Raw genomic sequence first — 23302 nt, 5'->3', positions numbered from 1 at the left:
CCGGCCGCTTCCCTGTTATTTATGTTAAGAATCCTCTTATTCAATTTCAATGATTTTAAACTGAATGGTTCCGGACGGAGTGGAAACATTGACGATTTCGCCCACTTTTTTGCCGATCAACTCTTTCCCGATCGGGGATTCATTGGAAATTTTGAAAGAAGCAGGGTCGGATTCGGCGCTTCCCACAATCGTATAGGTCTCGCGATCCCCGTCCGGCTGTTCTTCAATCGTCACTTTGCTTCCCACGTTCACCACGTTTTTATCCTGATTGGCCGCATCAATGATTTTTGCGTTGCGGATCATGTTTTCAAGCGTAATGATACGGGACTCCACAAAAGCTTGTTCTTCTTTGGCTGCGTCATATTCGGAGTTTTCGCTCAGGTCCCCTTGGGCAATGGCTTCTTTTAACCGTTGGGCGACTTGTTGGCGCTTTTCCGTTCTTAAATATTCCAGCTCTTCTTTTACCTTTTCGAGCCCTTCTTCTGTCAAATAAACTTCTTTATTTTGCGACATGCTAACTCATCCTCCTTTAATACAACACAAGCTCTTCTCATCGCTTGTGTTCCCCGGCGATCCACCGCCAGTCTTCTGATCCCATTCTCTTATTCACAAGCATTTTATGAAGTTTCAATCCCGTCAAACGGTGGTTGTAAGCGATTTCACCTTGCGATTCAACGCTGAACTTGATTGGCCGAAGCCAAGAATCAAACCACGAAATTAAACTGAGGAATATATTAACACATTTTATTTCTTCCTCCAAGTAAAGAACCAAACTTTTTTCTTTTAGCCACCACCTTGTCAAAATTACCCGTAAAGCTCTTCCCAGACCCGGGTGTTGACAACATGCGGCGGACGCCTCCCTTTAAAGAAGCAGATCAAGTTTTCCACGGCCAAGCGGGCCATCGCTTCTCTCGTTTCGACGGTGGCACTTCCCATATGGGGAGCCAGCACAACGTTTTCCATTTCTTTGAGCTCTGCCGGAACTTCCGGTTCCCTTTCGTAAACATCCAGCGCCGCTCCGGCAATTTCTTGATTCCGCAACGCTTCGGCCAATGCCCGTTCATCCACCAGAGAACCTCGTGCGGTATTAATGAGATACGCACTTTTTTTCATTTTTTTCAGCGCCTGTCGCCCGATCAAGCGGTGCGTCTCCGGAGTGTAAGGGGCGTGCAGCGAAACGAAATCGGCTTCTTCCAGCAGATCAAAAAATGAACTCCACCGGACCCCCAGCTTCTGCTCTTCTTCAGAAGACAAGCGTGTGCGTGAGTGATAGATCACATTCATATGAAAAGCCCGCGCCCGATATGCCACGGCTTGGCCGATTCGCCCCATACCGATGATTCCCAGGGTTTTTCCGGTCACCTCCGTCCCCAGCAAAAACCCGGGTTCCCATCCCTTCCATTCCCCGAACCGGACCAACCGGTCTCCTTCCGACACACGGCGGGCCACATCAAGCAACAGTGCCCACGTCAAATCCGCGGTTGCATCGGTCAACACACCCGGCGTGTTCGTCACGATGACCCCGGACGATGTCGCAGCTTCCAAATCAATATTGTTGTATCCAACCCCATAGTTGCTGATGATTTTTAACCGGGGGCAAGCATCCATCACCTCTGAATTAATTTCATCGGACACCGTACATAAAAGGGCATCTTTATCCTTGGCGAATTGCATGATTTCCGACTGTGTCAATTGCCGGTTCATCGGATTCAGTTCCACTTCCATATACTCTTTTAATTTGGATAAATAATGTTGGTTGATCAAACTTGTAACAAAAACACGGTGACCCAATGATCTTCCTCCTGTTCATCATGCAAAGGTACCATAACTGCATTTTCAATCTCTATAATATTCGACCAATAAACCTTTTTTCCCTGCTAATCTTTCCAAGAATCCCCGAAATATTTTCCGTTTTCTTCCATGCGTCCACACCCTCCCTGTGAGCAACAATGATATAATAATAACAGAATACTCTGACTCCATACAGGGGGAATTCAATGAAAGAAATCCTGAACATGGATGCAACGATCTTGTCCAGGGAATTAAAAAAGGGAACCTGGGATGTGGAAGAGGTTTTGCGAACTTATTATCACCACATTCAAAAAATCAATCCGCATTTGAATGCCGTTGTTGAAACCCGGTGGGATGACGCGTTGAAAGAAGCCCGGGAAATCAAGAGTCAAGGTTTGAAAGGGCGGTTGGCCGGTGTCCCGGTCAGCATGAAAGAATCTTTTTTCGTCAAAGGAACGGTCACCTCAGGAGGCCTTCCCCGCCATGCTTCCGCTCCCCGGCCGTGCGATGCCGAAGTTGTCCGGCGTTTGAAAAAAGAAGGAGCCATTATCCTTACCAAAACCAACACACCTTCACTCTGCTTCTGCCAAGAAACCGATAATCTTCTTTATGGCCGCACCAATAACCCGTGGAATTTGTCCAGGTCATGCGGGGGATCCAGCGGAGGGGAAGGTGCACTGATTGCCGCGGGCGGAGCTGCGGTCGGCATCGGAGCCGACATCGGGGGATCCATCCGGTTTCCGGCCCATTTCAATGGAGTGATCGGTTTCAAGTCCGGTATGAATCAAGTGCCGGATGAAGGATTGTTTCCAAAGCTGGCTCATCCCTTGCAGCAAAATATGCTGGGAATCGGCGCCCTTTCCAAATCCGTCGCCGATGCCCAATTGATCCATGAAATTATCGCCGGAAAACCGTCTCCAAGCCAAAATCTCTCCGAGTACACCCTGTCGGTGCCTGATCTTTGTTTTTTCACTCCTGTCAACACTACAACCAGGCAACTGTATGACCAAATCCATTCCTTTTTAAAACAAGATTTCCCCATCGACCGGACCCTCCCGCCTCACTTTTCGGACTCGACACAAACGTGGTTTTGGATCATGACTTTTGACGGCGCCCGATCCTTTCTCCAGCAGACCGAGTTTGACCATATCGGACAAGTGTTTTGGGATTGGCTCAAATCCAAAACCGGCCTCAAGCCCCGTTATCACCACTATTTGACCTGGGCTCTTTTGGCCGCTGAATTTCTCAAACCCTCCCCCCGGGAATGGAAAGACTTGCTCATCCGGTGGAAAAAAACGAAAATGGAAGTGTATGATTTTCTAAAACAACGCATCTTGGTTTTGCCTGTTTATCACAGCCCGGCCCTGAAGCATGGTGAACTTTACCGCGAACTCTTTTCCATCCGGAAAACGATTTTTAAATACCTGCAGTTTATCACGTATGCCAACACATACGGACTGTGTTCCCTCACCATTCCCATCGGGGAAAGTGAAGAACACCTGCCAGTTGCTTATCAGCTGGTGACCATCCCTGGACAGGAAGATGCTTTGTTCCGGCTGGGTACGGAGCTGGAAACCCGTTTTCGAGGCTATCGTCGGGCCACACACTATGATTCTTAAGCAGCAAAGGAAGTGTTTTCATATGAAACCCATTCAGACGGGACTGATCGGCTTTGGTTTTTCCGGGTCCACTTTTCATGCGCCGGTCATTCAGGCCGTACCGGCCCTGAAATTGACCAAAGTCCTTTCTTCCAAACCCGAAGTGGTCAAACAATCGCTCCCGGAAGCAGAAATTACCGGAACATTGGAGGAGATGCTCAACGATCCCGAATTGGAACTGGTCATTATCACATCCCCCAATGAAACCCATTATCCCTATGCCAAAGAAGCGCTGGCGGCCGGCAAACATGTGGTGGTGGAAAAACCTTTTGTCATTCGCACCGAAGAAGCCGATGAACTGATTCAACTCGCCCGAAAGCAAAACCGCATCTTAAGCGTCTACCAAAACCGTCGTTTTGACAGCGATTTTTTGACCGTCCAAAAATGCCTGAGTCAAGAATTGATCGGAACGGTTCACACTTATCATGCCCATTTTCACCGGTTCCGCCCGCAAGTCAAAGACCGGTGGCGCGAATGGGATCTTCCCGGCTCCGGATTGCTCTATGACTTGGGTTCCCATTTGGTCGATCAGGCATTGGTCTTATTCGGGTTGCCTCAATTCGTATCCGCGGAGTTGTTCAAACAACGCCCGCAGGCGCAAACCACGGACGCCTTTCACCTGGTTCTCGGCTATGAATCCGGTTTGAGGGTCCGGCTGGAAGCCGGCTGTCTGGTGAAATCGCCGGGTCCCCGTTACGAAATACACGGAAGGCAGGGAACTTTGATTAAATACGGGATGGATCCGCAAGAAGAGCAATTGAAAAACGGCCTGACCCCCCATGCCCCCGAATGGGGCAAAGAATGTCCGGAACACTATTTAAAAGCGGTTTACGAAAAGGACGGATTGGAAATTTCGGCGACCATTCCTTCTCTTGCCGGCTGCTATGAAATGTATTATCAAAAGCTGGCCGAAGCCATCCGCACCGGCTCCCGGCCGCCCGTGACCGCCGAAGAAGCCCGTGAAACCATCCGCATCATTGAAGCCGTCATCCAAAGCCACCGGGAAGGCCGGCGGATTGATTTGTAAACGTAGGCGACCGACAAAAAAACCGCAGAAGCAGGGAACCCTCTTCCCCGCTTCCGCGGTTTTTATCTTGTCAATCTCCGGATCCATTTCAAACCGCTTCTCACATAAGGATAACGTAAAGCCATATCAAACCGCGTGGTTTGTTTTATCATTCCCTTCTGGTGGGAGAAACAATCAAAACTGTATTTACCGTGATACCTTCCGATCCCGCTGGGGCCCACTCCCCCGAAGGGCAGATGCGGGGTTCCGACATGCATCAGCGTGTCATTGACGCATCCCCCGCCGAAAGGCAAGGAAGCAATCACTTTTTCCTGCACGTTTTTGTTTTCTGCAAACACATAGAGTGCAAGCGGTTTCGGTTTCTGCCGGATGGTTTGGATCACTTCTTCCAGCTTGCAATAGGTCAACACCGGCAAGACCGGGCCGAAAATTTCTTCCTGCATGACGGGATCTTCCCAAGAAACGGGATCCAGGATGGTCGGTTCAATCTTAAGCGACTTTGGATCGCTTTTGCCGCCAACGACAATACGGTCCGGTGCCAGAAAGGACTGCAACCGATGGAAATGCTTTTCGGACACAATCCGTGTATAATCCGGATTTTCCAGCGGATTCTCCCCGTAAAAACGCTTGATCTCCTCTTTCATCCGATTCAAAAGGGCCTCTTTGATCTCTTCTGGAACATACACATAGTCCGGCGCCACACAAGTTTGCCCGGCATTGGTAAACTTGCCCCAGACAATCCGGCGGGCAGTCAACTCCAGATTACAGTCTGGACTGACAATCACCGGGCTTTTGCCGCCCAGCTCCAAGGTCACCGGGGTCAATGATTTGGCTGCACTCTCCATGACGGATCGGCCGACGGCCACACTCCCCGTGAAGAAAATATGGTCAAAAGGCTCCCGGATCAATGCTTGGGCTGTTTCCGCCTCCCCTTCGACCACAGCCACATATTCCGGATCAAATATTCCTTCAATCATTTGCTTTAATACTTTGGAGGTATGCGGGGTATATTCCGACGGTTTGATCACGGCACAATTCCCGGCCGCAACGGCACCCGTCAACGGGCACAAAATCAATTGAACCGGATAATTCCACGGACCAATAATCAAATTGACGCCATAAGGTTCCGGATAAACATAACTCCGGGCGCCGAATAAAACCAGCGGAGTTTTGACCCTGCGCCGCTTTGCCCACTTGCGCAAATTCTTTTTCATCCATTTGATTTCTTCTTTGATCACCATAATTTCCATCACATAGGCTTCATACTCCGACTTGTTTAAATCTCTTTTCAATGCCGTCAGGATATCCGGCTCATACCTTTTCACCGCATCCAGCAGTTTTTGCAAGTTGTTCAACCGAAACGAAAGCTCCCTGGTTTTCCCACTGTAAAAAAAAGCTTTTTGCCTCCGGACCAATTCGGACAAATCCATCCGTTTCCCCTCCCTTTTTCCGGTTACACGAAAATGCCAAACCGTTCCTTGCATGCCTTTCGCAATTGCTCCTGATATTCCCGACTCAACCTTCCGGCTCCCCGCATGATTTCTTTCAAGTATGACGGATGCGGGCAAACCTCTTTGCTTTCTTTCTTCACCACCGTGTAAGTCATCGCCATCTTCTTTTTCCCCTGATGGCAGACATTCACTTGGATCCGCTTGTATCGCCCGCGGCTCACCCCTTCCCGTTCATCCAGATCCGGCAGTGCCTTCGGGTTCAACTGATACAGGATCCCTTCCACTGTTTCACCCGGAGACCAAAGAATATCCGCAACCCCTCCTTTCCGGTTCGGGCTGTACAAGGTAAAAGCCAACCGAAAATCCGGCAAAACGGCTCTGCCCATGAGTTTATACCCGTTTTCGCCCACTGTCCGCTTGAAACTCAATTCATCCATGCACGAACCGTAAGCAAAGTAAAGGATCAATCCGGCCCCCCTCCCTTGCTTTCTTTTATTGTATCAAATCAAAAATAATTGATATATTCAGAAATGTTAAATCCATTGAGGATGTCCTGTCTTTCACATCCTCCGGGCGTGGTTTTCCACGCGCTTTGGTACCGGAATCTTTCGCATCGCCCACCATGCAAAAATCGGGACAAAGCTGATGGCTAAAACAAACCACCGGATCGACGAAAGGGACGTCGAATATTGAACCCATCCCACAAACAACAAAACACCGGCTATGCGTCCCAAATTTAATGCCATTTCCCTGGAAACCACATATTCCACCCGGTACTTGGCGGTTTCCCTGGATTGACCGATCACATCAAAGACAACGGAAGTCATCGGGGACAGGTATAAAGGATAAAACAGGGAAACGATCACCCCCAGGATCCAGATCGTCCATTCATTGGTTTGAAAAACAAACGGCACCGCAGCCAATCCCATCATCCAGGCGCCGACCAGCATGTAACGGTTTCGCAAATCCGGCCTCAGATAGCGACTGACAATAAAGAAGGAAAGACAGGACATCGCGGAGGAAACCGTGTAGAAACTTCCCAGCGCCAATTCACTCTTCACAATGACAAAAAAGAGCAAACCAAGCAAAAAAGCAAAAACCCCTTCGCGAAACCCCTGGCCGATCATGGCCAAATTCACCCAAAACCAATCCGTATCCCGATCCCGTGCCAAAGCTAAAACCGAGTGCAATTGATAGTTTCCCCGGGCTTTTCGGGAACGGAAAAAAAAGCTGGCCAAAACGGCGCATAAAAAGATGATCAACGAAATGCCAAAAATCAGCCGGTATCCCTTCAGCTCCCCCATCTGACTGATCAGGAACCCGGATACAAAAGGGGCCACGATTCCTCCCACGGATGTGCAGAAACCGTGAAGGCCGTTAAAAATATCCCGGTTCTCCTTTTCCGTGATCTCGAAATACATTACATGGAAAGCCAGCCAATAAAAACCGGAACCCATCCCCAAGATGACACCGAGCGCGGCGAACCAGTCAACCGACCGGGCGCCCAACCACCATACACTGAGATAAAAAAAGGCCAGAACCGCAACCCCCAACCGGATCGCCATCACCCGGTCCCGTTTTTTGATCAGCCAGCCTCCCAGCGCAAAAGTGACCGCAGTCGTCAAGTACTGGATGAGATTAAACATGCTGATGAAAACCCAATCTTCTTCCATTTTAAAGAGGTATACATTCACAAAAGTGCTGGACAGAGAAGTGGCCATAAAAAAAAGGGTGCTGGTCAACAAAAGAAGCCATGCTTCCCGGTCCATCCGGTCCATGTTTAAGATTTGCATCACCCATCACCGGTATTAGCTTATCCAAGCCCGGATTTTTTACCACAAAACAAAAAAGGACAGACTTTTTCCGCCTGTCCCGAAATCCTTAAAAACCACTCTTGTTTCGTGCTGTGAATTGTTTGATTTGAATAATCACCATGGCCATGACAAACCCCGCAAGCAAAGCCAAAATATGCGCAAACAAAAATGCATGGTCCAAAGCCAGGCTCAAAACAATCAACAAGATCATGGCTCTTCCGAATAAGGGATGAATGATGCCACGCAAAAGCAGATATAAGTAAACCCCCATTAAGCCAAAAACAGCTTCCGTCGCACCTGTATAAATCCCTTGGAAATCCATCCAGCAAATTCCCCAGTTGCCGATCATGCCAGTCACCAAAAAGAGAAGCAAAAAAACACTTCTTCCAAACAGCCATTCCAACTGCGGAGCCAACAAATAAATGGTAAAAGACACCATCAGCCATTGGAAAAGGTTCACATGCAAAAACAAAGAAAAAAGCAATCGCCAAAATTCCCCTTCTTCCACACGCCATTGCACAATGGCTCCAAACTGAACCCATTGCATCGGGTGATGCTGATGGCCCGATATCAAAAAAAAGAAAAACACGATGGCTTGAATGATTAAAATGCTGGTCACCACTGGAAACATACGCGGAAACTGATGCAAGGGGATGATGACGCGTCTATGGTTCAATGGCCTCCCCTCCGTTTTTTATAATCCGTGCCACGGCTTGTCCCATTTGGACTTTTGCACCCGGGACACAATAATTCATCCAGTCGATCTGATTGGGTTCAAACAACAGGATGACGGTGGATCCGAATTCAAACCAACCCAATTCCTCGCCTTTTTTAAAGGAAAAAGCCGGATCGTACGTTTGGAAAGATTCCTTTTTCGCCTTCTGGTTGGTGGCAATATTCCGGTCGTAGGAAACTTTGATGCTCCCCACGTTGGTTGCGCCAACTTTGACCATCGCCACTTTTCCGCAATCCATGGAATCAATGTAAGAAATCAAACGCTCATTTATAACAAAAATGCCTTTCATACAATTTACCACCATCGGATTCACCGGATACAATTCGCCGGGCAAATGAGTACAAGCGTGAATTTTGCCGTCCAACGGCATATGAAAGCGATGGTAATCGCTCGGACTCAGATAAATGGTCATAAAACGACCGCCAAAAAAAGACTCGACATATTTTTTCTGATGTCCCAGCAACTCTTCCAAAGAATAAGTGATTCCTTTGGCCTGAAACAACTTTCCTTCTGTTATCTCACCAACCTGCGAAATCGTACCATCCACGGGACTGATGATCAAATGATCTTCTCGGGCAACCGGCCGCATATCCGGCCGCAATTCCCGGATAAAAAAGGCAAGCAGATTTTCAAATTCGTGAACAGGCTTTTTTACAGGTGTGAGATCGACTCGAAAATACCGGATGTAGATGGGAATCAACCTGCGGCTCCACGGCTGCCGGGCAAGCTTCCCCATCCACCGGGATATGGTTCTTTTCGGAAGATATTTCAAAACCCATTGTAAATATCTCTGTTTCATGTGCGCCTCCTATGGGTTCATTCAATTTCAAACGAACAGGAAAAAAACGGTAAACATAATTGCTCCATAAGGGGACACCATAGTTAACGGGAGGTGAACGAATGATGAACAACAAAAACTTTGGACCGCAAGAATCCAAAACCAATGCACAACAAGTTCGTCAGCAAAATCAGCAATCCGCTCAACGTCAAACCGGTAAATATGGTACCGAGTTTGCTTCTCAAGCTGGTGCAGCTCAACAACAACAACAGCAACAACAAGCTCGCCAAGCTCAACGCCAAGGGCAACAAGCTGGTAAATTCGGAACTGAGTTTGCTTCCGAAACCAATGCACAACAAGTTCGTCAACAAAATCAGCAATCTCAAGCCAAAAAAGGCCAACAACAACAATAATTGGCCTCATCAGAAGATGAAATCCCATCTACCGGCGATGTAGATGGGATTTTCTTTCTTCTTGACATCACCCGTTTCAGGGTCGACCCATCCTTTTACCCAAAACGAACCGGAAAACGGAATTATCCGCCAGGCTCGCCGCCGGCTTCAGATCACTTTGCCATAAACTGCTCATAATAGGAAGTGATCAACCGCTCCGCAATCGGGCCGGCAGCCACTGCACCATATCCGCCTTCCGGTACAACGACAGCCACCGCAATTTCCGGATCGTCGGCCGGGGCAAAGGCAATAAACACGGAATTTTCCACACGGCCTCTGCCGGGAATGTCTTGTTCAGACGTACCCGTTTTTGCCGCAACGTCAAAGGGCAAATGGCCAAACAGTCCGCTGGCGGTTCCGCCGGACTTGGTCACTTTCACCATGCCGTTGACAACGGTTTGCCAATGTTCCGGCTTGATGTCCGTTTGGTTTAACACTTCCGGTTTGGTCTCTTTGGTTTCACGCGTATGGGGATTGACCACTTTTTCCACCAGTTGCGGCTTCATTCGTTTCCCCTTGTTCGCCAGCGTCGCCGCATATTGGGTCAACTGCATCGTGGTGTACCGTTGGGCTTGGCCAAAAGAAGAAAGAGCCATTGCGCCCAAACCTGAGAATTTCTCGGCGGTGACAAGATAATCTTCCGATCCATCCTGTTCTCCTTTTAAAGGAACCCCCGTTTTCACCCCCAAACCAAAGCGGTGCGTGAGTTCACGGAATTCGCGGACCGCCTCCGTCTTCTCTTTCCAATACCAACGGGTACCGAGCCAGGCCATAAACGTGTTGGAAGACTTTTGCAACGCTTTTTCCGGAGTTAACATCCCGTAATTGTGCCCGCCGGAATTCCGCACCGGGGGAGTGGCTTTCGCATAATAATATTTTCCCGGATCGGCCCAGTGTGTGTTCGGCGAAATCAATCCTTTCTCCAACCCCATCCAAACCATGAGCGGCTTAAAAGTGGATCCGGGCGGCAAAACGGACAGCGGATGTTTTTGCATCTCTTTTTCCGGGTTCGCCGCACCCCTTGCATCATAAGGAGCTTCGGTGATGGTTCCGTTTCTCATCACATAACTCAGATTTTGATAATCTTTTTGGGACACTTTTTGATTCCAAATCCCCGGATCATAGTCCGGATAACTGACCATCGCCCGGATTTTTCCGGTTTTGACTTCCATGGCGACGGCATAGGCATTTTTGGCATACGGTGCCCGGTCTTTTCCGGAAGTGGTGCGCAAGTGGCGCAAATGTTGCTCGATAAATGTTTCGGCATCCAGCTGCATTTTTTCATCCAGGGTCAAATACAAGTGATTTCCCGATTTCGGATAAACTTCTTTCAACACCTCAACCAGTTTTCCCCTGGAGTTCACCCGGACCAGCCGATAACCGTTTTTTCCCCGGAGCTCATCCTGATAGGTGTATTCCAATCCGTCAATTCCGACTTGCTCCCAGTCCAGGTAACCGCCTTGGTCCTTTTTTTCCGCCGCATCTTTATACCTGGAAAGCGAGGATTTTGCTCCGGCAAACGGACGGACATAGCCGATGGTTTGAACGGCAAATGTATCCGTCCGGTATTTGCGAAGCGGCTGGGAAAAAATATTCACGCCGGGAAAAAGATCAGGGTTTTCAGAGATTTTGACAATTTCCTTCTCACTCAATTGGTCTTTGATGCTCTTCGGGTAATAGGGGGGCTGTTTGCGCATCACGGTGTTTCCTTTTTCATCCAATCCGACATCCATGGCTTCAAGGACTTCGCTCACGGTCATCCCCAATGTGTTTGCCAGATTCTTTGCCGTCTGCAATTTTTGTTCTTTGCTGATATCCGGTTCAATATACATTGCGGCAAACAGCGATTGATTCCCGACAAGCTCCGTACCGTTCCGGTCAAAAATTTGCCCCCTTGAGGCAACGATCGGGATTTTTTTGAAGTTGTTTTGTTCGGCCAACAGTTGATATTTTTCTCCCGAGCCCAGCTGGATCCAACCCAATCGCAATATCACAGCGACAAAGAGCAGAACAACAATGAACCACAGGATGTGCAAACGCTGGGTAACCAGCCCTGCGCCCCCTGTTTTTTGCTTTGACTTCTTCATCGCCTTGATCAATCCTTTTTCAATATGGTGCTGTCGCTTTTGACCACGATAATAAGTTTAACATAAAATCACCGGAATCGATCTTTCTTTTCCAACCTTTCTTTGAATGGAAACCCGGCCTAATATCGGTAGATCTTATGATAAAACCGCAGTACCTCGTAGGCATTCAACGCGCCGATCTCCTTGAGGTGATCGTGCTTTTCCGCCGATTGTGTGAGAATGTAACGGACTTGCTCCGGATTGAGATACGGATTGAGATGCAACAAGAGCGAAATGGTTCCGGTCACATGGGGAACCGCCATGGAAGTCCCGCTCATCTCCCGTTTGGAATGATTCAGCCAGGCAGACAGGATCCGGTCCCCCGGGGCGGCAATGTCCACTCCTTTGCTGATATTGCTAAACACCGACAATTCCCCGTTTTTCGAAATCGATGTCACCGCGATGGTTTCCGGATAGCGGGCCGGAAAATCAATCCGGGAAGACATTCCTTGATTCCCTGCCGCCGCAACCATCAAAATCCCTTTCCGGTGAGCAATCTGGATGGCATGGCGAAGGGATTCGCTGACTTTGTCCATGCCAAAGCTCATGTTGATGACATGCATTTTATTTTCGATGCACCAGTTGATCGCACTCAATAAGTCGGAAAGGTTGGCACTTCCTTTGCGGTTAAACGCCTTCACCCCGTAAATATGCGTCTCCGGGGCAACCCCCACAATCCCGGCCTCTGCCGTCCGTCCGGCAATAATCCCTGCGACATGCGTGCCGTGGCCGTTATAATCCCTCGGGGTATGGTAAGGAGAGAGAATATTGATCCCACCCCGGTAATTGTCACGGATCGCCGGATGATCATCCGCAATGCCCGTGTCGATCACAGCGACCCGTATCCCTCTTCCTTTACTCCATTTCCAAGCCTTGTGTGCCTTGATTCTTTCAATTCCCCAAGGCAAATTTTCCTGCTTGACAGGAGTGCTCAATGTTCCGACATAAGGTTCGGTGATCGTTATCCGGATGTCGCTTTCCCAGTACTCGATTCCTTCCAGTTTATGCGAGCGGGAAGGCCGGGTGTATTCCCCGATGATCATCCCCAAATGGGACAAGTAACGAATCGGCCGGACCCCTGAATATCTCATTCCCTTCAAACAACGGTCCAAAGAATGGCCGCTGCGGAGGTAAAAAATTTTCCGGATGCCTTGCGGCGGCCGCGCATTCCACTTCTCTGCCGAAGAAGGGAGCAGACCATTGGTGTATTCCATGATTTTCACTCCCCGGTTTCACTGATTCACAATTTTGTGAATATATTTCCATCGAATCCTTCTCCTGAAAGGCGGTGCGTACGACGATGGAAAAAAAGCCGGAAGATTCTCTTGATTATTGGAAAGAAATCCAAAACTGGTCCGGCTTGTTGTCCAAACGGATCAAACAATTCGATGACATCGTGAAAGCTATGCAATCGGTCAACTTGGCGGTGACAGATAAAGAAGTTTTAAAAGAACTCATCTCTGCCCTCGCAAAGTTGAACCAAGTCCAAACCAAACCCCAAAAAGAAAAAACCGTTTCCAAACAATCCGCTGAAAGCAGCGGCTCTGATGAATTTCTGGTTCAGCTCATGAACACTCCGGCCATCAGCAACGTGTTTAAAGAGGTCTTCAAAAACAAGCGAAAATGGTGAACGATGGCTTTTTCCGGTTGATTTAGTTGTATGAAACAGCCGTTCAAAGTCACACGTTATATACCTAAAAAACGAAAAAAGGGCAGAAGTCCAAAGACTTCTGCCCTTTATCCCGTGATTTCATTCACAACCGCATGGTTTGCGATTGATGTCATAAACCGAACATCCAAACATTTCAAAATCGATGTCCCGTCCCAACTCCCATACCTGCTGCCAAAATTCCGCCACACAAGCCAACGGTTCCAAGACGCCATCTTCATCCGCAAAGAAATAAGTGGTTTCATCTCCCGTCTCTTCATCCATAAACGTGATATATAAAACCCGGTAATGAACGGGACCAGCTTGTTCATCCACAATATCAAAGCTGGCTTCGTGGCTCAAATACACATCTTCCAGCTTCCGGTTCTCTTCCTCTTGCTTCGGTTCATCCATGCATTGGAAAGAAAACGTGCACCGGTTCCCTTCCTCATCATAATCAAAGCTTTCCAAGCGGCCGTAAACCCTGACTTCTTTTGCTTCAAGATCGATTTTCCCAAAAAGCGTTTTTTCCTGCTGATCGAGCATTTTATCCAAAAGCCGCTTCCAATCGGAAATCACCATTTCCCGGACGGATTCCTGGAAGTTGATATTGCAACCATGCGCAAATACCTTCATTTCATGGACTCCTTTTCCATTCAAGTCCCATTCATTATACCGAAAGCGCTTTGATCCTTTCAAGACGATGCCTGTTTTCTTTGCTTTTCCAAATTCCGAAGTTCGACCCGGCGGATTTTTCCGCTGGCTGTTTTGGGCAAGTGGCCGACAAACTCGATTTCCCGCGGATATTTGTAAGGAGCCGTTATCTTTTTGACATGATCTTGCAACTTTTGGATCAGCTCTTCGGATGGGGAAAATCCTTCTTTCAAAACCACAAACGCTTTGACAATCGACCCCCTCACTTCATGCGGACTGGCCACCACCGCACACTCTTTCACGGCAGGGTGCTTGACCAAGGCGTCCTCCACCTCAAAGGGGCCGATGGTGTATCCAGAGCTGATAATAATATCATCCGCCCGGCCTTCAAACCAGAAATATCCGTCTTCATCTTTTCTTGCCCGGTCTCCGGTCAGGTACCAATCACCAATAAATGCTTGCCGGGTTCTTTCCGGATCCTGATAATACCCTTTAAACAAAGCCGGTGAGGAACGATGAACCGCAATATGCCCCACTTCCCCTGCCGGGACTTCTTTTCCTTCGTCGTTGATAATGGCCACCTTGTTGCCGGGAGTCGGTTTGCCCATGGAACCTTGTTTGGTTTCCATATCTTTCATGGTGGCCACCAACAGTGTGTTTTCGGTCTGGCCGTAACCGTCCCGCACCCGGATCCCGAAATGGGTTTGGAAGACCTGAATCACTTCCCGGTTTAAGGGTTCCCCGGCGCTGACTGCGCTTCTCAAGTACAACTGATAATCCTTTAAGTTGTCCAGTTTCGCCATCATGCGATACTCGGTGGGGGTACAGCAAAGCACATTGATTTTTTCATCCTGCAGGAGCTCCAGATACGTTTTGGCATCAAACGTCCCGTGATATACAAACGCCGTCGCCCCGGCTCCCAAAGTGGATACAAACGGGCTCCAAATCCATTTGGCCCATCCCGGGCTGGCAGTGGCCCAGACCACATCATCCGTCTGTATGTCCAGCCAGGCTTCGGTCGCCGTCTTTTGATGGGCAATCGCCCAACTGTGGTGATGGATCACACCTTTGGGATTGCCGGTGGTTCCCGATGTGTAAGACAAAAAGGCCATATCCTCTTCGGTGGTTTCCGGGAGTTCCGTTAAAGCGCTTCCATTTAAGGATAAAAGAGGTTTCCAGCCATCCCGTTCCTCTCCGTGAATCAGCCGGCTGTGCAATGATTGAGATTGTTTTTCCGCCTCTTCCACCCGTTCCGCAAGTGAAGCATGGGCAATCACCGCTTTCGCACCGGAATGGCGAAGCCGGTAGGCAATGTCGCTGGCCCTTAACATTTCCGATCCCGGAATCACCACCAATCCGGCTTTTAAGCACGCTATGTATGATAGGTAAGCCTCAGGGATTCGCGGCAATAAAATCATGACCCGGTCTCCCTTGTCCAGTCCGAGCTCCACCATCCCTTTGGCCAAACGATCTGATCTCTCTTTTAATTCAGAATAAGAAAACGAACGTCTTTTCCCCTCTGCGTTGACCCAGCGGATCGCTTCCTTGCCGCTTTGGGCATGGCGGTCAATATCTTGTGTCAAATTGTAAAGTTTCGCCATCCAAATCCCCTCCCAATCTCTCATAATTGCAACTATTGTTTATAAAATAAACACTTTTCGCTAAAAAGTAAAGAATTTGAATAAAACAAATTATGAATAATGGAACATCCCGGATGGATGTATTTCTTTCCATTGAAAGTGGCGGCTTCCACAGCCGCCACCCAATGACCATGCTATTTCATTGTCCTGAATTAGAAGTTGCTTCCTCCAAGCTGTTGTTGAGCCATGGAAACCAGACGTTTCGTGATTTCTCCCCCGACAGAACCGTTTGCGCGGGAAGTGGTGTCAGCTCCCAATTGAACGCCAAACTCTTGAGCAATCTCATATTTCATTTGATCGATTGCTTGAGCAGCACCAGCCACCAGCAATTGATTAGAACTGCGAGTGCGATCTTGTTGTGCCATGTGTTTTTCACCTCCTTGGCTTTGTTGTCTATAGCTTGTGTCGGATCAAATCAGCCAATGCATAGGAAAATTTGGTATTCGAGCCGTTTTCCGTCATCAGTAGTTTTCTTGCATCATCACCGTTTTTTTGTAAACGGAAAATATGTTTTTCATTCTAAAATGCTTTTTTTATACATATCGTTATTATGCCTCCCATTTTATTTTTCACAGGAAGGGTGATTGGAGTGAAAGACTGCCGCGACCGCAATACGCCCGACCCGTACCGTTATCAACAGCGGGTTTGGTATCCGTACATCAGCCCTTTGGATCCCTGCCCTCCGCAAAGAGTCAAAACTTACGTCGTTGCACCCAACCAATTCCTTGGTTTTCAACCGCCCGGCCTCCCCCAATATCCGCCGCACAAAGCCCTGCGCCGCGGAACACTGTGGCCTATTTTATACAGCCCTTATCCTCCGAAAAAAACGCCAAGGGAGGAAAGATAATGGATACGTATCCGGATCACGCCAAACGCTTCCAAATGCTCAAGCAGTTACAGGAAGTGGATTTTGTGTTGACTGAATTGAACCTTTATTTGGATACCCATCCGGATGATCTGTCCGCCATTGACCAATACAACTGGTACGCCAAAGAACGCGACAAACTCCGCCGCCGATATGAAAAACAGTTCGGTCCCCTGATGCATTTCGGACACAGTTTTAACCAGTATCCCGACGGATGGAATGAAGGTCCCTGGCCTTGGGAAATATAAAGGGGGAAAGATTCGGTGTGGATTTATGAAAAAAAATTGCAATACCCGGTCCGGGTCAGCCAATGCAACCCGAGACTGGCCAAATTTCTGATTGAACAATACGGGGGCGCTGACGGGGAACTGGCCGCAGCCCTGCGCTACTTAAACCAGCGCTACACGTTGCCGGACAAGGTCAAAGCCCTTTTGACGGATATCGGCACAGAAGAATTTGCCCACTTGGAAATGATCGCCACCATGGTGTACAAATTGACCAAAGATGCAACGCCGGAACAGCTGAAAGAAGCAGGACTGGGGGCCCATTTTGCAGATCATGACAAAGCCCTGTTTTACCATAATGCCGCCGGTGTTCCATTTACGGCCACCTATATCCAGGCCAAAGGAGATCCCATTGCCGATCTGTATGAAGACATCGCCGCCGAAGAAAAGGCACGGGCCACATACCAATGGCTGATTGACATGTCCGATGACCCGGACATCAATGATGCGTTGAAATTCTTGCGTGAACGGGAAGTGGTGCATGCACAGCGTTTCCGTGAAGCGGTGGAAATCCTGAAAGAGTATCAGGGGCAGAAGAAGTATTTTTAAACGAGCGACGTCATCCCGTCTCAGATAAAAAAGCCGCCACCATTTCAAGGGGCGGTTTTTGTGTATTGGCGCAAGGGACAACCTCAGCCCCGATGGAAATAATCTACAAATCTTTTGAGTTCATTGTTTTTAAAATATTTTATATATTCTATAATAAAAACAACTTCTTGTTTCACATCGTTAAATCCGGCCAATAGGACTGTCACCTTGCGCCGGTTTGGTGATTGATCCATGAGATCCGTACGGAACATTACATTTTTACGGGAGGTTGTCTCCATTGAAAAACAAATTCAACATTCCATGGTTGTCCATATGGTTAAACCCCGGGGACACGGTCCAGCGGATTTTAAACAACAAGAAAATACCCGTTATGCTGATATTGCTGACCGGCCTTTCCATGAATCTGGACAATTCTTATTTCAACTCCACAGGGGATACCTTGAGCTTGTCCGCCATCTTGCTGATTGCAATCATCTTTAGTCCGGTGACCGGTTACCTGTTTGTCTGGATTTCCACCTATTTGTTTTCCATTACCGGACAATGGTTGGGAGGCACAGGATCAACCAAAGAAATCAAACCCGTCGTCGCATGGTCAGGGATCTTTTTTGCCGCTTCGCTGATCATCCGATTTTTGGAAATCCTGATCCTGGGAAACGAAATTTTTCAAACCGTTCAACCCACCGTGGAAAACAGTACATTTTTATCAATCTTATTTATTTTCCTCCATCTGCTTGATCTGGCCATCTTAATTTGGTGGGCCGTCTTTATGGCTGTTGCATTGGGAGAAATCCACTCTTTTTCCAAACTCAGGGGATTTTTCGCCATGCTCATTTCCCTGCTGTTGGTTGTATTGGTTAACCTTTTGATTGCCATAATTCTTATGATTTTTTAAACAGGGTGATCATCATGATCAAAAGATTCTGCATGACCTTGTTCAGGCTTGTTGTTTGTTTCGCTGTTCTTTTCATGTCGGCGGGAACATGCTATGCCGATCCATCGGGAGGTTTTGAGGTTCCCGAAGTGAATGAGGACTTTACCAAAGTCAAACCGAATCAAGGTGCGCAACAGAAAAAAGACGAAAACACCTGGCTGGGCGATTTTCTTATCTGGATCGGTGCCGCCAAGGATAAAAAAGACTTGGAGAAATTAAGCAAGCAGGCAAATGACGAATTTTTGGACGGCTTCTTCAAAAAATCAGTCGAAAGTTTGTTGGGATATGATCTATACACAGGCGATCCATTGCAAGGCGAAAGGAAAAAAGAGGCAGACCGGGCGTTAAGCAGCGTTGTCGACTGTATTCCGGTCATCTCCAACATCAAAAATTTGAAGGACCTCTTTACCGGAAAAGATTCCATCTCCGGGGACAAACTGAGCCCGGTCGATAAAGTGATCTCAGCCATCGGCATTGCTTCCGGCCCCGGCAAAAAAGCAGGGGTGATCCTGAAAGGAATATTTAATGGCGGAAAGAAATTATTAAAGAAATTTGGTGTCTATATTGATGATCTGGCTGAACGATTCGGATTCGGTCCCAAACTGCAGCCTGCCGGCGGACCCCCGGACATTCCCCGGAGACCTGAGGTGAATCGGATTGAAGGCACAAACGGGGGTGGAAAAAATCAGAAAAATCATCCTGTCAAAAGAACCCAAGAGGAATATGACGATTTAGCAAGAGACCCTTCTCATGGCGGACAAATTACAGAACAGGGGATTAAAGAAAGAGAAATAGGTTTAGCGCTTGAAAGTCAAGGAAAGCTGGGAAAAATCATTCGTGATCCACAGGCTGACGGGGGCGCAGAATTTATTGATACCACCACAGGTATAAAATGGGACATAAAAAGTTTTGTTTCCTATCCAAATGGTCACACTTCTCCAAGAAAGGGCGCTTTTACTGTTGAAAAAGCAATGAAAAAGATTAATGCGGAGTTTCGCAGAGGTCATAATGTAATTATTGATAAAAGAGATTTAATTCCTCAACATGTCAAAGAGTTAGAAGATGCAATTAAAAAGAATGGGGTTGAGGACCGAATCATATGGTATCCATAGAAAGAGGTTTTCAAAATGCAAGAAAAAATATTGAATTGTCTGGAAGCCCATAAAATATGGATTAAAACGATTGGCAAAAAAGGCGAAAAATTAAAATTGGACGCAATCGATTTTCGTGAAATGAATTTAATGGAATATCCCTTGGATCAATCTTTTTTAACAGATTGTGTATTTGATGGAATGAACTTAAAAAGTAAAGATTGGTTTGCATCACATCTGTGTTCCTCCACATTTCAATATACCAATTTGGCCCATGCTGATTTTACGAAAGCAAATTTATCTTATGTGAATTTCTCTCATGCTAATGCCAAAAATGCAAGGTTTGTTAAATGTGAGTGCTTTGAAACCATCTTTTACAAAACAGACCTGACCCATGCCAAGTTAGTGAACAGTCTTTTTGTGGAGGCTGACTTTCGTGAGGCTACTTTGAAACATGTGGATGTAAGTGTCTCCGTTTTTGAAGATGTTTTGATTAAAGGAGCAAAATTAACAGACATCAGAGGTATTGATAATGCATATATAAAAAGCATTAATATCGGTACACCTGAAAATCCAATAATGCTTGAAGGCGATAAAGCCAAAGAATGGCTCATGAACCACGTGGTTTAATCAATCATAAGATCACGTGATTACGGCTCTTCCCGGAGGAGAGTTGGATGAATGATAAAAAACCCTCAGCATGATCCGGAAAAATTAAAAAACAATCTTTACTTGCCAATGAAGCACTTGCCTGCAAATACACAGGGCAAGTGCTTCTGATGATGATTTATACAAGACCCGATGGATCCCCGATAAGCTTATTTTTTATACCCCGAATAAACCGCATGGTTTTTGCCAAATATAAAAACCTCTTTTTCTTTTGTAAAACCGATTTTTTCCGCCACCCGGATGGAAGGAATATTTTTCGGATCGATGAGACAGATCAATTTATTGAAATGCAATTGATGAAAGCCATATGCTTTGCATGCTTTGGCCGCTTCCGTGGCAAATCCCCTGGACCAATACTTTTTATGGATATGATACCCGATTTCAATTTCGGTGCGGCCGTCCACCGTCTGGCGAACCAATCCGCAATCACCAATGAGTTCATCTGTTTCTTTCAAACACACCCCCCACAGTCCGAACCCGTCTTTCCGGTATCGTTCCTGATTTTTTTTGATCCATTGGCCGGTTTGTTCCCGGGTGAAAGGCGCCGGGTAAAACCGCATGGTCTCTTCATCGGAGAAGATGGCATGAAGACGGTCCAGATCCTCCTGTTTCAATTCTCTCAAGTACAACCTTTCTGTTTCCAGAATCATCCTTCATCCTCTCTTTGAAAGAAAGAATCTTATCAAAGTTCTTCCCTTTTTACGGCATGAAGAAAATGGATCGTTTCGCAGGCAGACAAATGATCATTCCGATTGCGAAAATACCGCTCCTGAATATCGACCGGCGATAAATGTTCAACGATCCGCAAGCCCGGTTTCTCCAACATGTTCTCCATTTCCGGCAATGAAAAGCAAGATTTCATCGGCTCTCCGGCAGCCGCGGCCATTTTCACCATGTTCTCCACCCGGTTGCAGAACCCTTTTTCTTCAAAAAGTCGTTCATCGGCAAAATCGAAAACAATGGAACTTCCCGCCGGAACGTTCGCAAACAAATGCCGGAGCAAACCGGCCAACTCCTCTTTGCTTAAATAATAAGAAACGCCCAGCAAACTGAAAAAGGTTTTTTGATCGCCAAAGCCTTTTTCATACAGTTTTTCGTAAGAAAACGGCTTTGTAAAATCACAAGCAATGAAATGAAGATGATCCGGTATTTCCAAACCCGCCTCCTGCAATCTTTGCAATTTAAACGTTTGGGTGAAAGGGTGATCCAATTCGAAGATTTCCAATCTGTTTTTCAGTTCCGGATACCGCTGGGCAAACGTGTCCATGCCTGCACCGAGAATGACATATTGCCTGACCCCTGATTCGATTTCCTTTTGCAATACCGCTTCGCAATAGGCCGCCCGTGCCAAAGGCGTTGGCGATAACTGAACTTGGGTGATCCATTTCAATATTTCATCCGGATTGTCCCGATGTTGCTCGGCCATTTCCGGGTTGAAAAACGAAATTCCTTGAACCATATGGGTTTTAATGGCATCATATTCTTCTTGTGTCATCAATTGTTTGGCGAGAAAATCGTCGAAAATCTTTGGTGTATCAAATTGGCTGTGATAAGCCCTGCCAAATGCGGAAATCAGCGCGGTTAAACTGGATTCCCCTTTTTTCACGTCCATACACCCCTTTAAAAAAAATGGGATCCCCCACGTCCGGGAATCCCATTATATATAATATAGAATTAATTTTAAATTATAGCATAAATTAATTTTTTTGTCAAGAGGTTTACTGCTTTCTTTTTCAATGTTCACCCGATTCCCTCTCTAAAATGAATCAAATCATCTTCACCAGCTTAAAAATTTATCTTCTTTTTTGCATGATCATTCTTCCTTATAAAGAGGCGTTCCTGTGAGAATTTTGGACAGGAACTGTATAAATCGAATGCATTTATCAAGAGATCGTCTGACACGACAATTCAAATCATTCCGTAAATTTCATAGAATAAAGTTAAGGTTTTATTTAGGTTGTTGAAAATCCACCTTCAAATCGCATTCCGTGCAAAAGAAACGATCCCGGATGGATTTTACAACATGATCAGGGAGGGATTCACATGCCTTGGTATCAAACCCGGTTAACCGAATTATTGCAAATCTCCCGCCCCATTATCCAGGCAGGAATGGCCGGCGGGATCACAAGTCCCCGGCTCGTTGCGGCGGTATCCAATGCCGGCGGTCTGGGATCACTGGGAGCGGGCTATATGTCTCCCGAAGACATCCGCCAAGCCATCCGGGAAATCCGGAAGCAAACCGACCGTCCGTTTGCCGTCAACTTGATGGTTCCCGCGCCTTATGAAACCAATGCGGAACAAGAACGCCTGATGAAAAATCATCTCAAGCGGTTTGAAGAAGCCGCCGGTGCCTCCGGCCAAGAAACCACAAGCCATGCCGCCATTTCCTTTGAAGAACAAATTCACGTCATTCTGGAAGAAAAGGTCCCTGTCGCATGCTTCACTTTTGGAATTCCGTCCCCCGCCGTCATCCAGGAACTGCATGCCCGTCACACGGTGGTCATCGGGACAGCCACTTCGGTGCGGGAAGCTGTCGAAGTGGAAAAGAGCGGGATGGATGCCGTCGTAGCCCAAGGAAGTGAAGCGGGAGGCCACCGGGGAACCTTTCTCTCCGCCGAATTTCCATATGTCGGAACGATGGCCCTGATCCCTCAAGTGGTGGATCATGTCCGGATTCCGGTCGTTGCCGCCGGCGGGGTCATGGACGGTCGCGGGGTTCTGGCCAGCCTGGCTCTGGGGGCGGACGGGGTTCAAATGGGCTCGGCCTTTTTACCCACCTTGGAAAGCAGCGCCCATGACAAACACAAAGAAGCCGTCCTGCAAAGCACCGATGAAAGCACCGTCATGACAACCGTCTTTTCCGGAAAGCCGGCACGGGCCATCCAAAACGAATTTATCCGGGAAATGGAGAACTATCCCCATCCCCTTCCCCCATACCCGGTCCAAAACGCCTTGACCAAGCACCTGCGCCAAGCAGCCTCCAAAAAAGGAAACAAGGACTACATGGCTTTGTGGGCCGGCCAAGCCGCTGCCCTCAGCCGTTTTGAACAGGTCGAAGAACTGATGCAAAGAATCATGACCCAAGTTGATCAATGTTTGTCGCAACTGGCCGGCGAGCATTAAGCCCATAACCGGGAC

25 protein-coding genes are annotated in these 23302 nt (G+C 47.5%); 11 read left to right on the top strand and 14 right to left on the bottom strand.

Annotated elements, in window-relative coordinates:
- Positions 1 to 36 precede the first annotated feature (36 nt).
- A complete protein-coding gene (greA, locus tag NYE37_RS04750) occupies positions 37 to 513 on the bottom strand; it encodes a transcription elongation factor GreA (RefSeq protein WP_037996774.1) in 477 nt (158 codons plus the stop codon).
- 291 nt (positions 514 to 804) lie between these two features.
- Positions 805 to 1791, bottom strand: a complete 987-nt coding sequence (locus tag NYE37_RS04745) for a 2-hydroxyacid dehydrogenase (protein WP_340711845.1) — start codon at positions 1789 to 1791, stop codon at positions 805 to 807.
- Positions 1792 to 1997: 206 nt separating this feature from the next.
- On the opposite strand from NYE37_RS04745, the gene NYE37_RS04740 reads away from it, so the two are divergent.
- Together NYE37_RS04740 and NYE37_RS04735 are read left to right on the top strand one after the other, a co-directional pair.
- Complete coding sequence (locus NYE37_RS04740; RefSeq protein ID WP_062843110.1) at positions 1998 to 3410, top strand: amidase; 1413 nt, start codon at positions 1998 to 2000, stop codon at positions 3408 to 3410.
- A gap of 22 nt (positions 3411 to 3432) precedes the next feature.
- Entirely contained in the window at positions 3433 to 4476 is a 1044-nt protein-coding gene (locus NYE37_RS04735; RefSeq protein WP_340711844.1) for an oxidoreductase, read from the top strand.
- Between the two features lie 62 nt (positions 4477 to 4538).
- On the opposite strand, the gene NYE37_RS04730 is transcribed toward NYE37_RS04735, so the two are convergent.
- From NYE37_RS04730 to asd, 5 genes are all read right to left on the bottom strand, one after another.
- On the bottom strand, positions 4539 to 5906 hold the full coding sequence (locus NYE37_RS04730; RefSeq protein ID WP_340711843.1) for an aldehyde dehydrogenase: 1368 nt from the start codon (positions 5904 to 5906) through the stop codon (positions 4539 to 4541).
- Positions 5907 to 5929: 23 nt separating this feature from the next.
- Positions 5930 to 6394 carry a gamma-glutamylcyclotransferase family protein gene (locus tag NYE37_RS04725; protein WP_049720420.1) on the bottom strand — a complete coding sequence of 155 codons (465 nt, stop codon included), beginning with the start codon at positions 6392 to 6394 and terminating at the stop codon, positions 5930 to 5932.
- 93 nt (positions 6395 to 6487) lie between these two features.
- Entirely contained in the window at positions 6488 to 7720 is a 1233-nt protein-coding gene (locus tag NYE37_RS04720) for an MFS transporter (RefSeq protein ID WP_340711842.1), read from the bottom strand.
- 88 nt (positions 7721 to 7808) lie between these two features.
- Positions 7809 to 8417, bottom strand: coding sequence for a rhomboid family intramembrane serine protease (locus NYE37_RS04715; RefSeq protein ID WP_340711841.1), 609 nt, complete (start codon positions 8415 to 8417; stop codon positions 7809 to 7811).
- On the bottom strand, positions 8407 to 9276 hold the full coding sequence (gene asd, locus NYE37_RS04710; protein ID WP_340711840.1) for an archaetidylserine decarboxylase: 870 nt from the start codon (positions 9274 to 9276) through the stop codon (positions 8407 to 8409). Before asd ends, NYE37_RS04715 begins: the two co-directional genes overlap by 11 nt.
- A 101-nt stretch (positions 9277 to 9377) precedes the next feature.
- On the opposite strand from asd, the gene NYE37_RS04705 reads away from it, so the two are divergent.
- Positions 9378 to 9668, top strand: coding sequence for a gamma-type small acid-soluble spore protein (locus NYE37_RS04705; RefSeq protein WP_082813516.1), 291 nt, complete (start codon positions 9378 to 9380; stop codon positions 9666 to 9668).
- Positions 9669 to 9820: 152 nt separating this feature from the next.
- On the opposite strand, the gene NYE37_RS04700 is transcribed toward NYE37_RS04705, so the two are convergent.
- Both NYE37_RS04700 and NYE37_RS04695 read right to left on the bottom strand, forming a co-directional pair.
- A complete protein-coding gene (locus NYE37_RS04700; protein ID WP_037995514.1) occupies positions 9821 to 11794 on the bottom strand; it encodes a peptidoglycan D,D-transpeptidase FtsI family protein in 1974 nt (657 codons plus the stop codon).
- Positions 11795 to 11913: 119 nt separating this feature from the next.
- Complete coding sequence (locus NYE37_RS04695) at positions 11914 to 13047, bottom strand: S8 family peptidase (protein WP_121874174.1); 1134 nt, start codon at positions 13045 to 13047, stop codon at positions 11914 to 11916.
- An 86-nt stretch (positions 13048 to 13133) separates the two neighbouring features.
- On the opposite strand from NYE37_RS04695, the gene NYE37_RS04690 reads away from it, so the two are divergent.
- Complete coding sequence (locus NYE37_RS04690) at positions 13134 to 13463, top strand: hypothetical protein (RefSeq protein WP_037995515.1); 330 nt, start codon at positions 13134 to 13136, stop codon at positions 13461 to 13463.
- A gap of 120 nt (positions 13464 to 13583) precedes the next feature.
- On the opposite strand, the gene NYE37_RS04685 is transcribed toward NYE37_RS04690, so the two are convergent.
- The 3 genes from NYE37_RS04685 to NYE37_RS04675 all read right to left on the bottom strand — a co-directional run bounded on the left by NYE37_RS04685 (position 13584) and on the right by NYE37_RS04675 (position 16140).
- Positions 13584 to 14117, bottom strand: coding sequence for a hypothetical protein (locus NYE37_RS04685; protein ID WP_121874173.1), 534 nt, complete (start codon positions 14115 to 14117; stop codon positions 13584 to 13586).
- Between the two features lie 59 nt (positions 14118 to 14176).
- Positions 14177 to 15736, bottom strand: a complete 1560-nt coding sequence (locus NYE37_RS04680) for an acyl-CoA synthetase (RefSeq protein WP_232335454.1) — start codon at positions 15734 to 15736, stop codon at positions 14177 to 14179.
- Positions 15737 to 15927: 191 nt separating this feature from the next.
- A complete protein-coding gene (locus NYE37_RS04675) occupies positions 15928 to 16140 on the bottom strand; it encodes an alpha/beta-type small acid-soluble spore protein (protein WP_037995524.1) in 213 nt (70 codons plus the stop codon).
- A gap of 224 nt (positions 16141 to 16364) precedes the next feature.
- Between NYE37_RS04675 and NYE37_RS04670 the strand changes: the two genes are divergently transcribed.
- The 6 genes from NYE37_RS04670 to NYE37_RS04645 all read left to right on the top strand — a co-directional run bounded on the left by NYE37_RS04670 (position 16365) and on the right by NYE37_RS04645 (position 20125).
- On the top strand, positions 16365 to 16622 hold the full coding sequence (locus NYE37_RS04670) for a spore coat associated protein CotJA (protein WP_049720427.1): 258 nt from the start codon (positions 16365 to 16367) through the stop codon (positions 16620 to 16622).
- Positions 16622 to 16888 carry a spore coat protein CotJB gene (locus NYE37_RS04665; protein WP_037995529.1) on the top strand — a complete coding sequence of 89 codons (267 nt, stop codon included), beginning with the start codon at positions 16622 to 16624 and terminating at the stop codon, positions 16886 to 16888. The genes NYE37_RS04670 and NYE37_RS04665 overlap by 1 nt, the downstream gene beginning before the upstream one ends.
- Positions 16889 to 16903: 15 nt before the next feature.
- A complete protein-coding gene (locus tag NYE37_RS04660) occupies positions 16904 to 17473 on the top strand; it encodes a manganese catalase family protein (protein WP_037995530.1) in 570 nt (189 codons plus the stop codon).
- A 277-nt stretch (positions 17474 to 17750) separates the two neighbouring features.
- Positions 17751 to 18365, top strand: a complete 615-nt coding sequence (locus NYE37_RS04655; RefSeq protein WP_037995533.1) for a YIP1 family protein — start codon at positions 17751 to 17753, stop codon at positions 18363 to 18365.
- A gap of 14 nt (positions 18366 to 18379) precedes the next feature.
- Positions 18380 to 19516 carry a pre-toxin TG domain-containing protein gene (locus NYE37_RS04650; RefSeq protein ID WP_049720428.1) on the top strand — a complete coding sequence of 379 codons (1137 nt, stop codon included), beginning with the start codon at positions 18380 to 18382 and terminating at the stop codon, positions 19514 to 19516.
- Between the two features lie 15 nt (positions 19517 to 19531).
- Complete coding sequence (locus NYE37_RS04645; RefSeq protein WP_121874170.1) at positions 19532 to 20125, top strand: pentapeptide repeat-containing protein; 594 nt, start codon at positions 19532 to 19534, stop codon at positions 20123 to 20125.
- 188 nt (positions 20126 to 20313) lie between these two features.
- Here the strand turns inward: NYE37_RS04645 and NYE37_RS04640 are convergent, their stop codons facing one another.
- Positions 20314 to 20814 (bottom strand): GNAT family N-acetyltransferase, encoded by a 501-nt coding sequence (locus NYE37_RS04640; RefSeq protein WP_037995541.1) that lies wholly within the window; start codon positions 20812 to 20814, stop codon positions 20314 to 20316.
- Between the two features lie 32 nt (positions 20815 to 20846).
- A complete protein-coding gene (locus NYE37_RS04635) occupies positions 20847 to 21776 on the bottom strand; it encodes a class I SAM-dependent methyltransferase (RefSeq protein WP_206199228.1) in 930 nt (309 codons plus the stop codon).
- Between the two features lie 431 nt (positions 21777 to 22207).
- Here NYE37_RS04635 and NYE37_RS04630 point away from each other — a divergent pair, with 431 nt between their 5' ends.
- Complete coding sequence (locus NYE37_RS04630) at positions 22208 to 23287, top strand: NAD(P)H-dependent flavin oxidoreductase (protein WP_049720431.1); 1080 nt, start codon at positions 22208 to 22210, stop codon at positions 23285 to 23287.
- Positions 23288 to 23302 lie beyond the last annotated feature (15 nt).

The sequence above is a fragment of the Thermoactinomyces sp. FSL K6-2592 genome, assembly GCF_038006465.1.
Classification (GTDB): Bacteria; Bacillota; Bacilli; order Thermoactinomycetales; family Thermoactinomycetaceae; genus Thermoactinomyces; species Thermoactinomyces vulgaris.
This window is presented reverse-complemented; position numbering and strand designations above follow the sequence as displayed.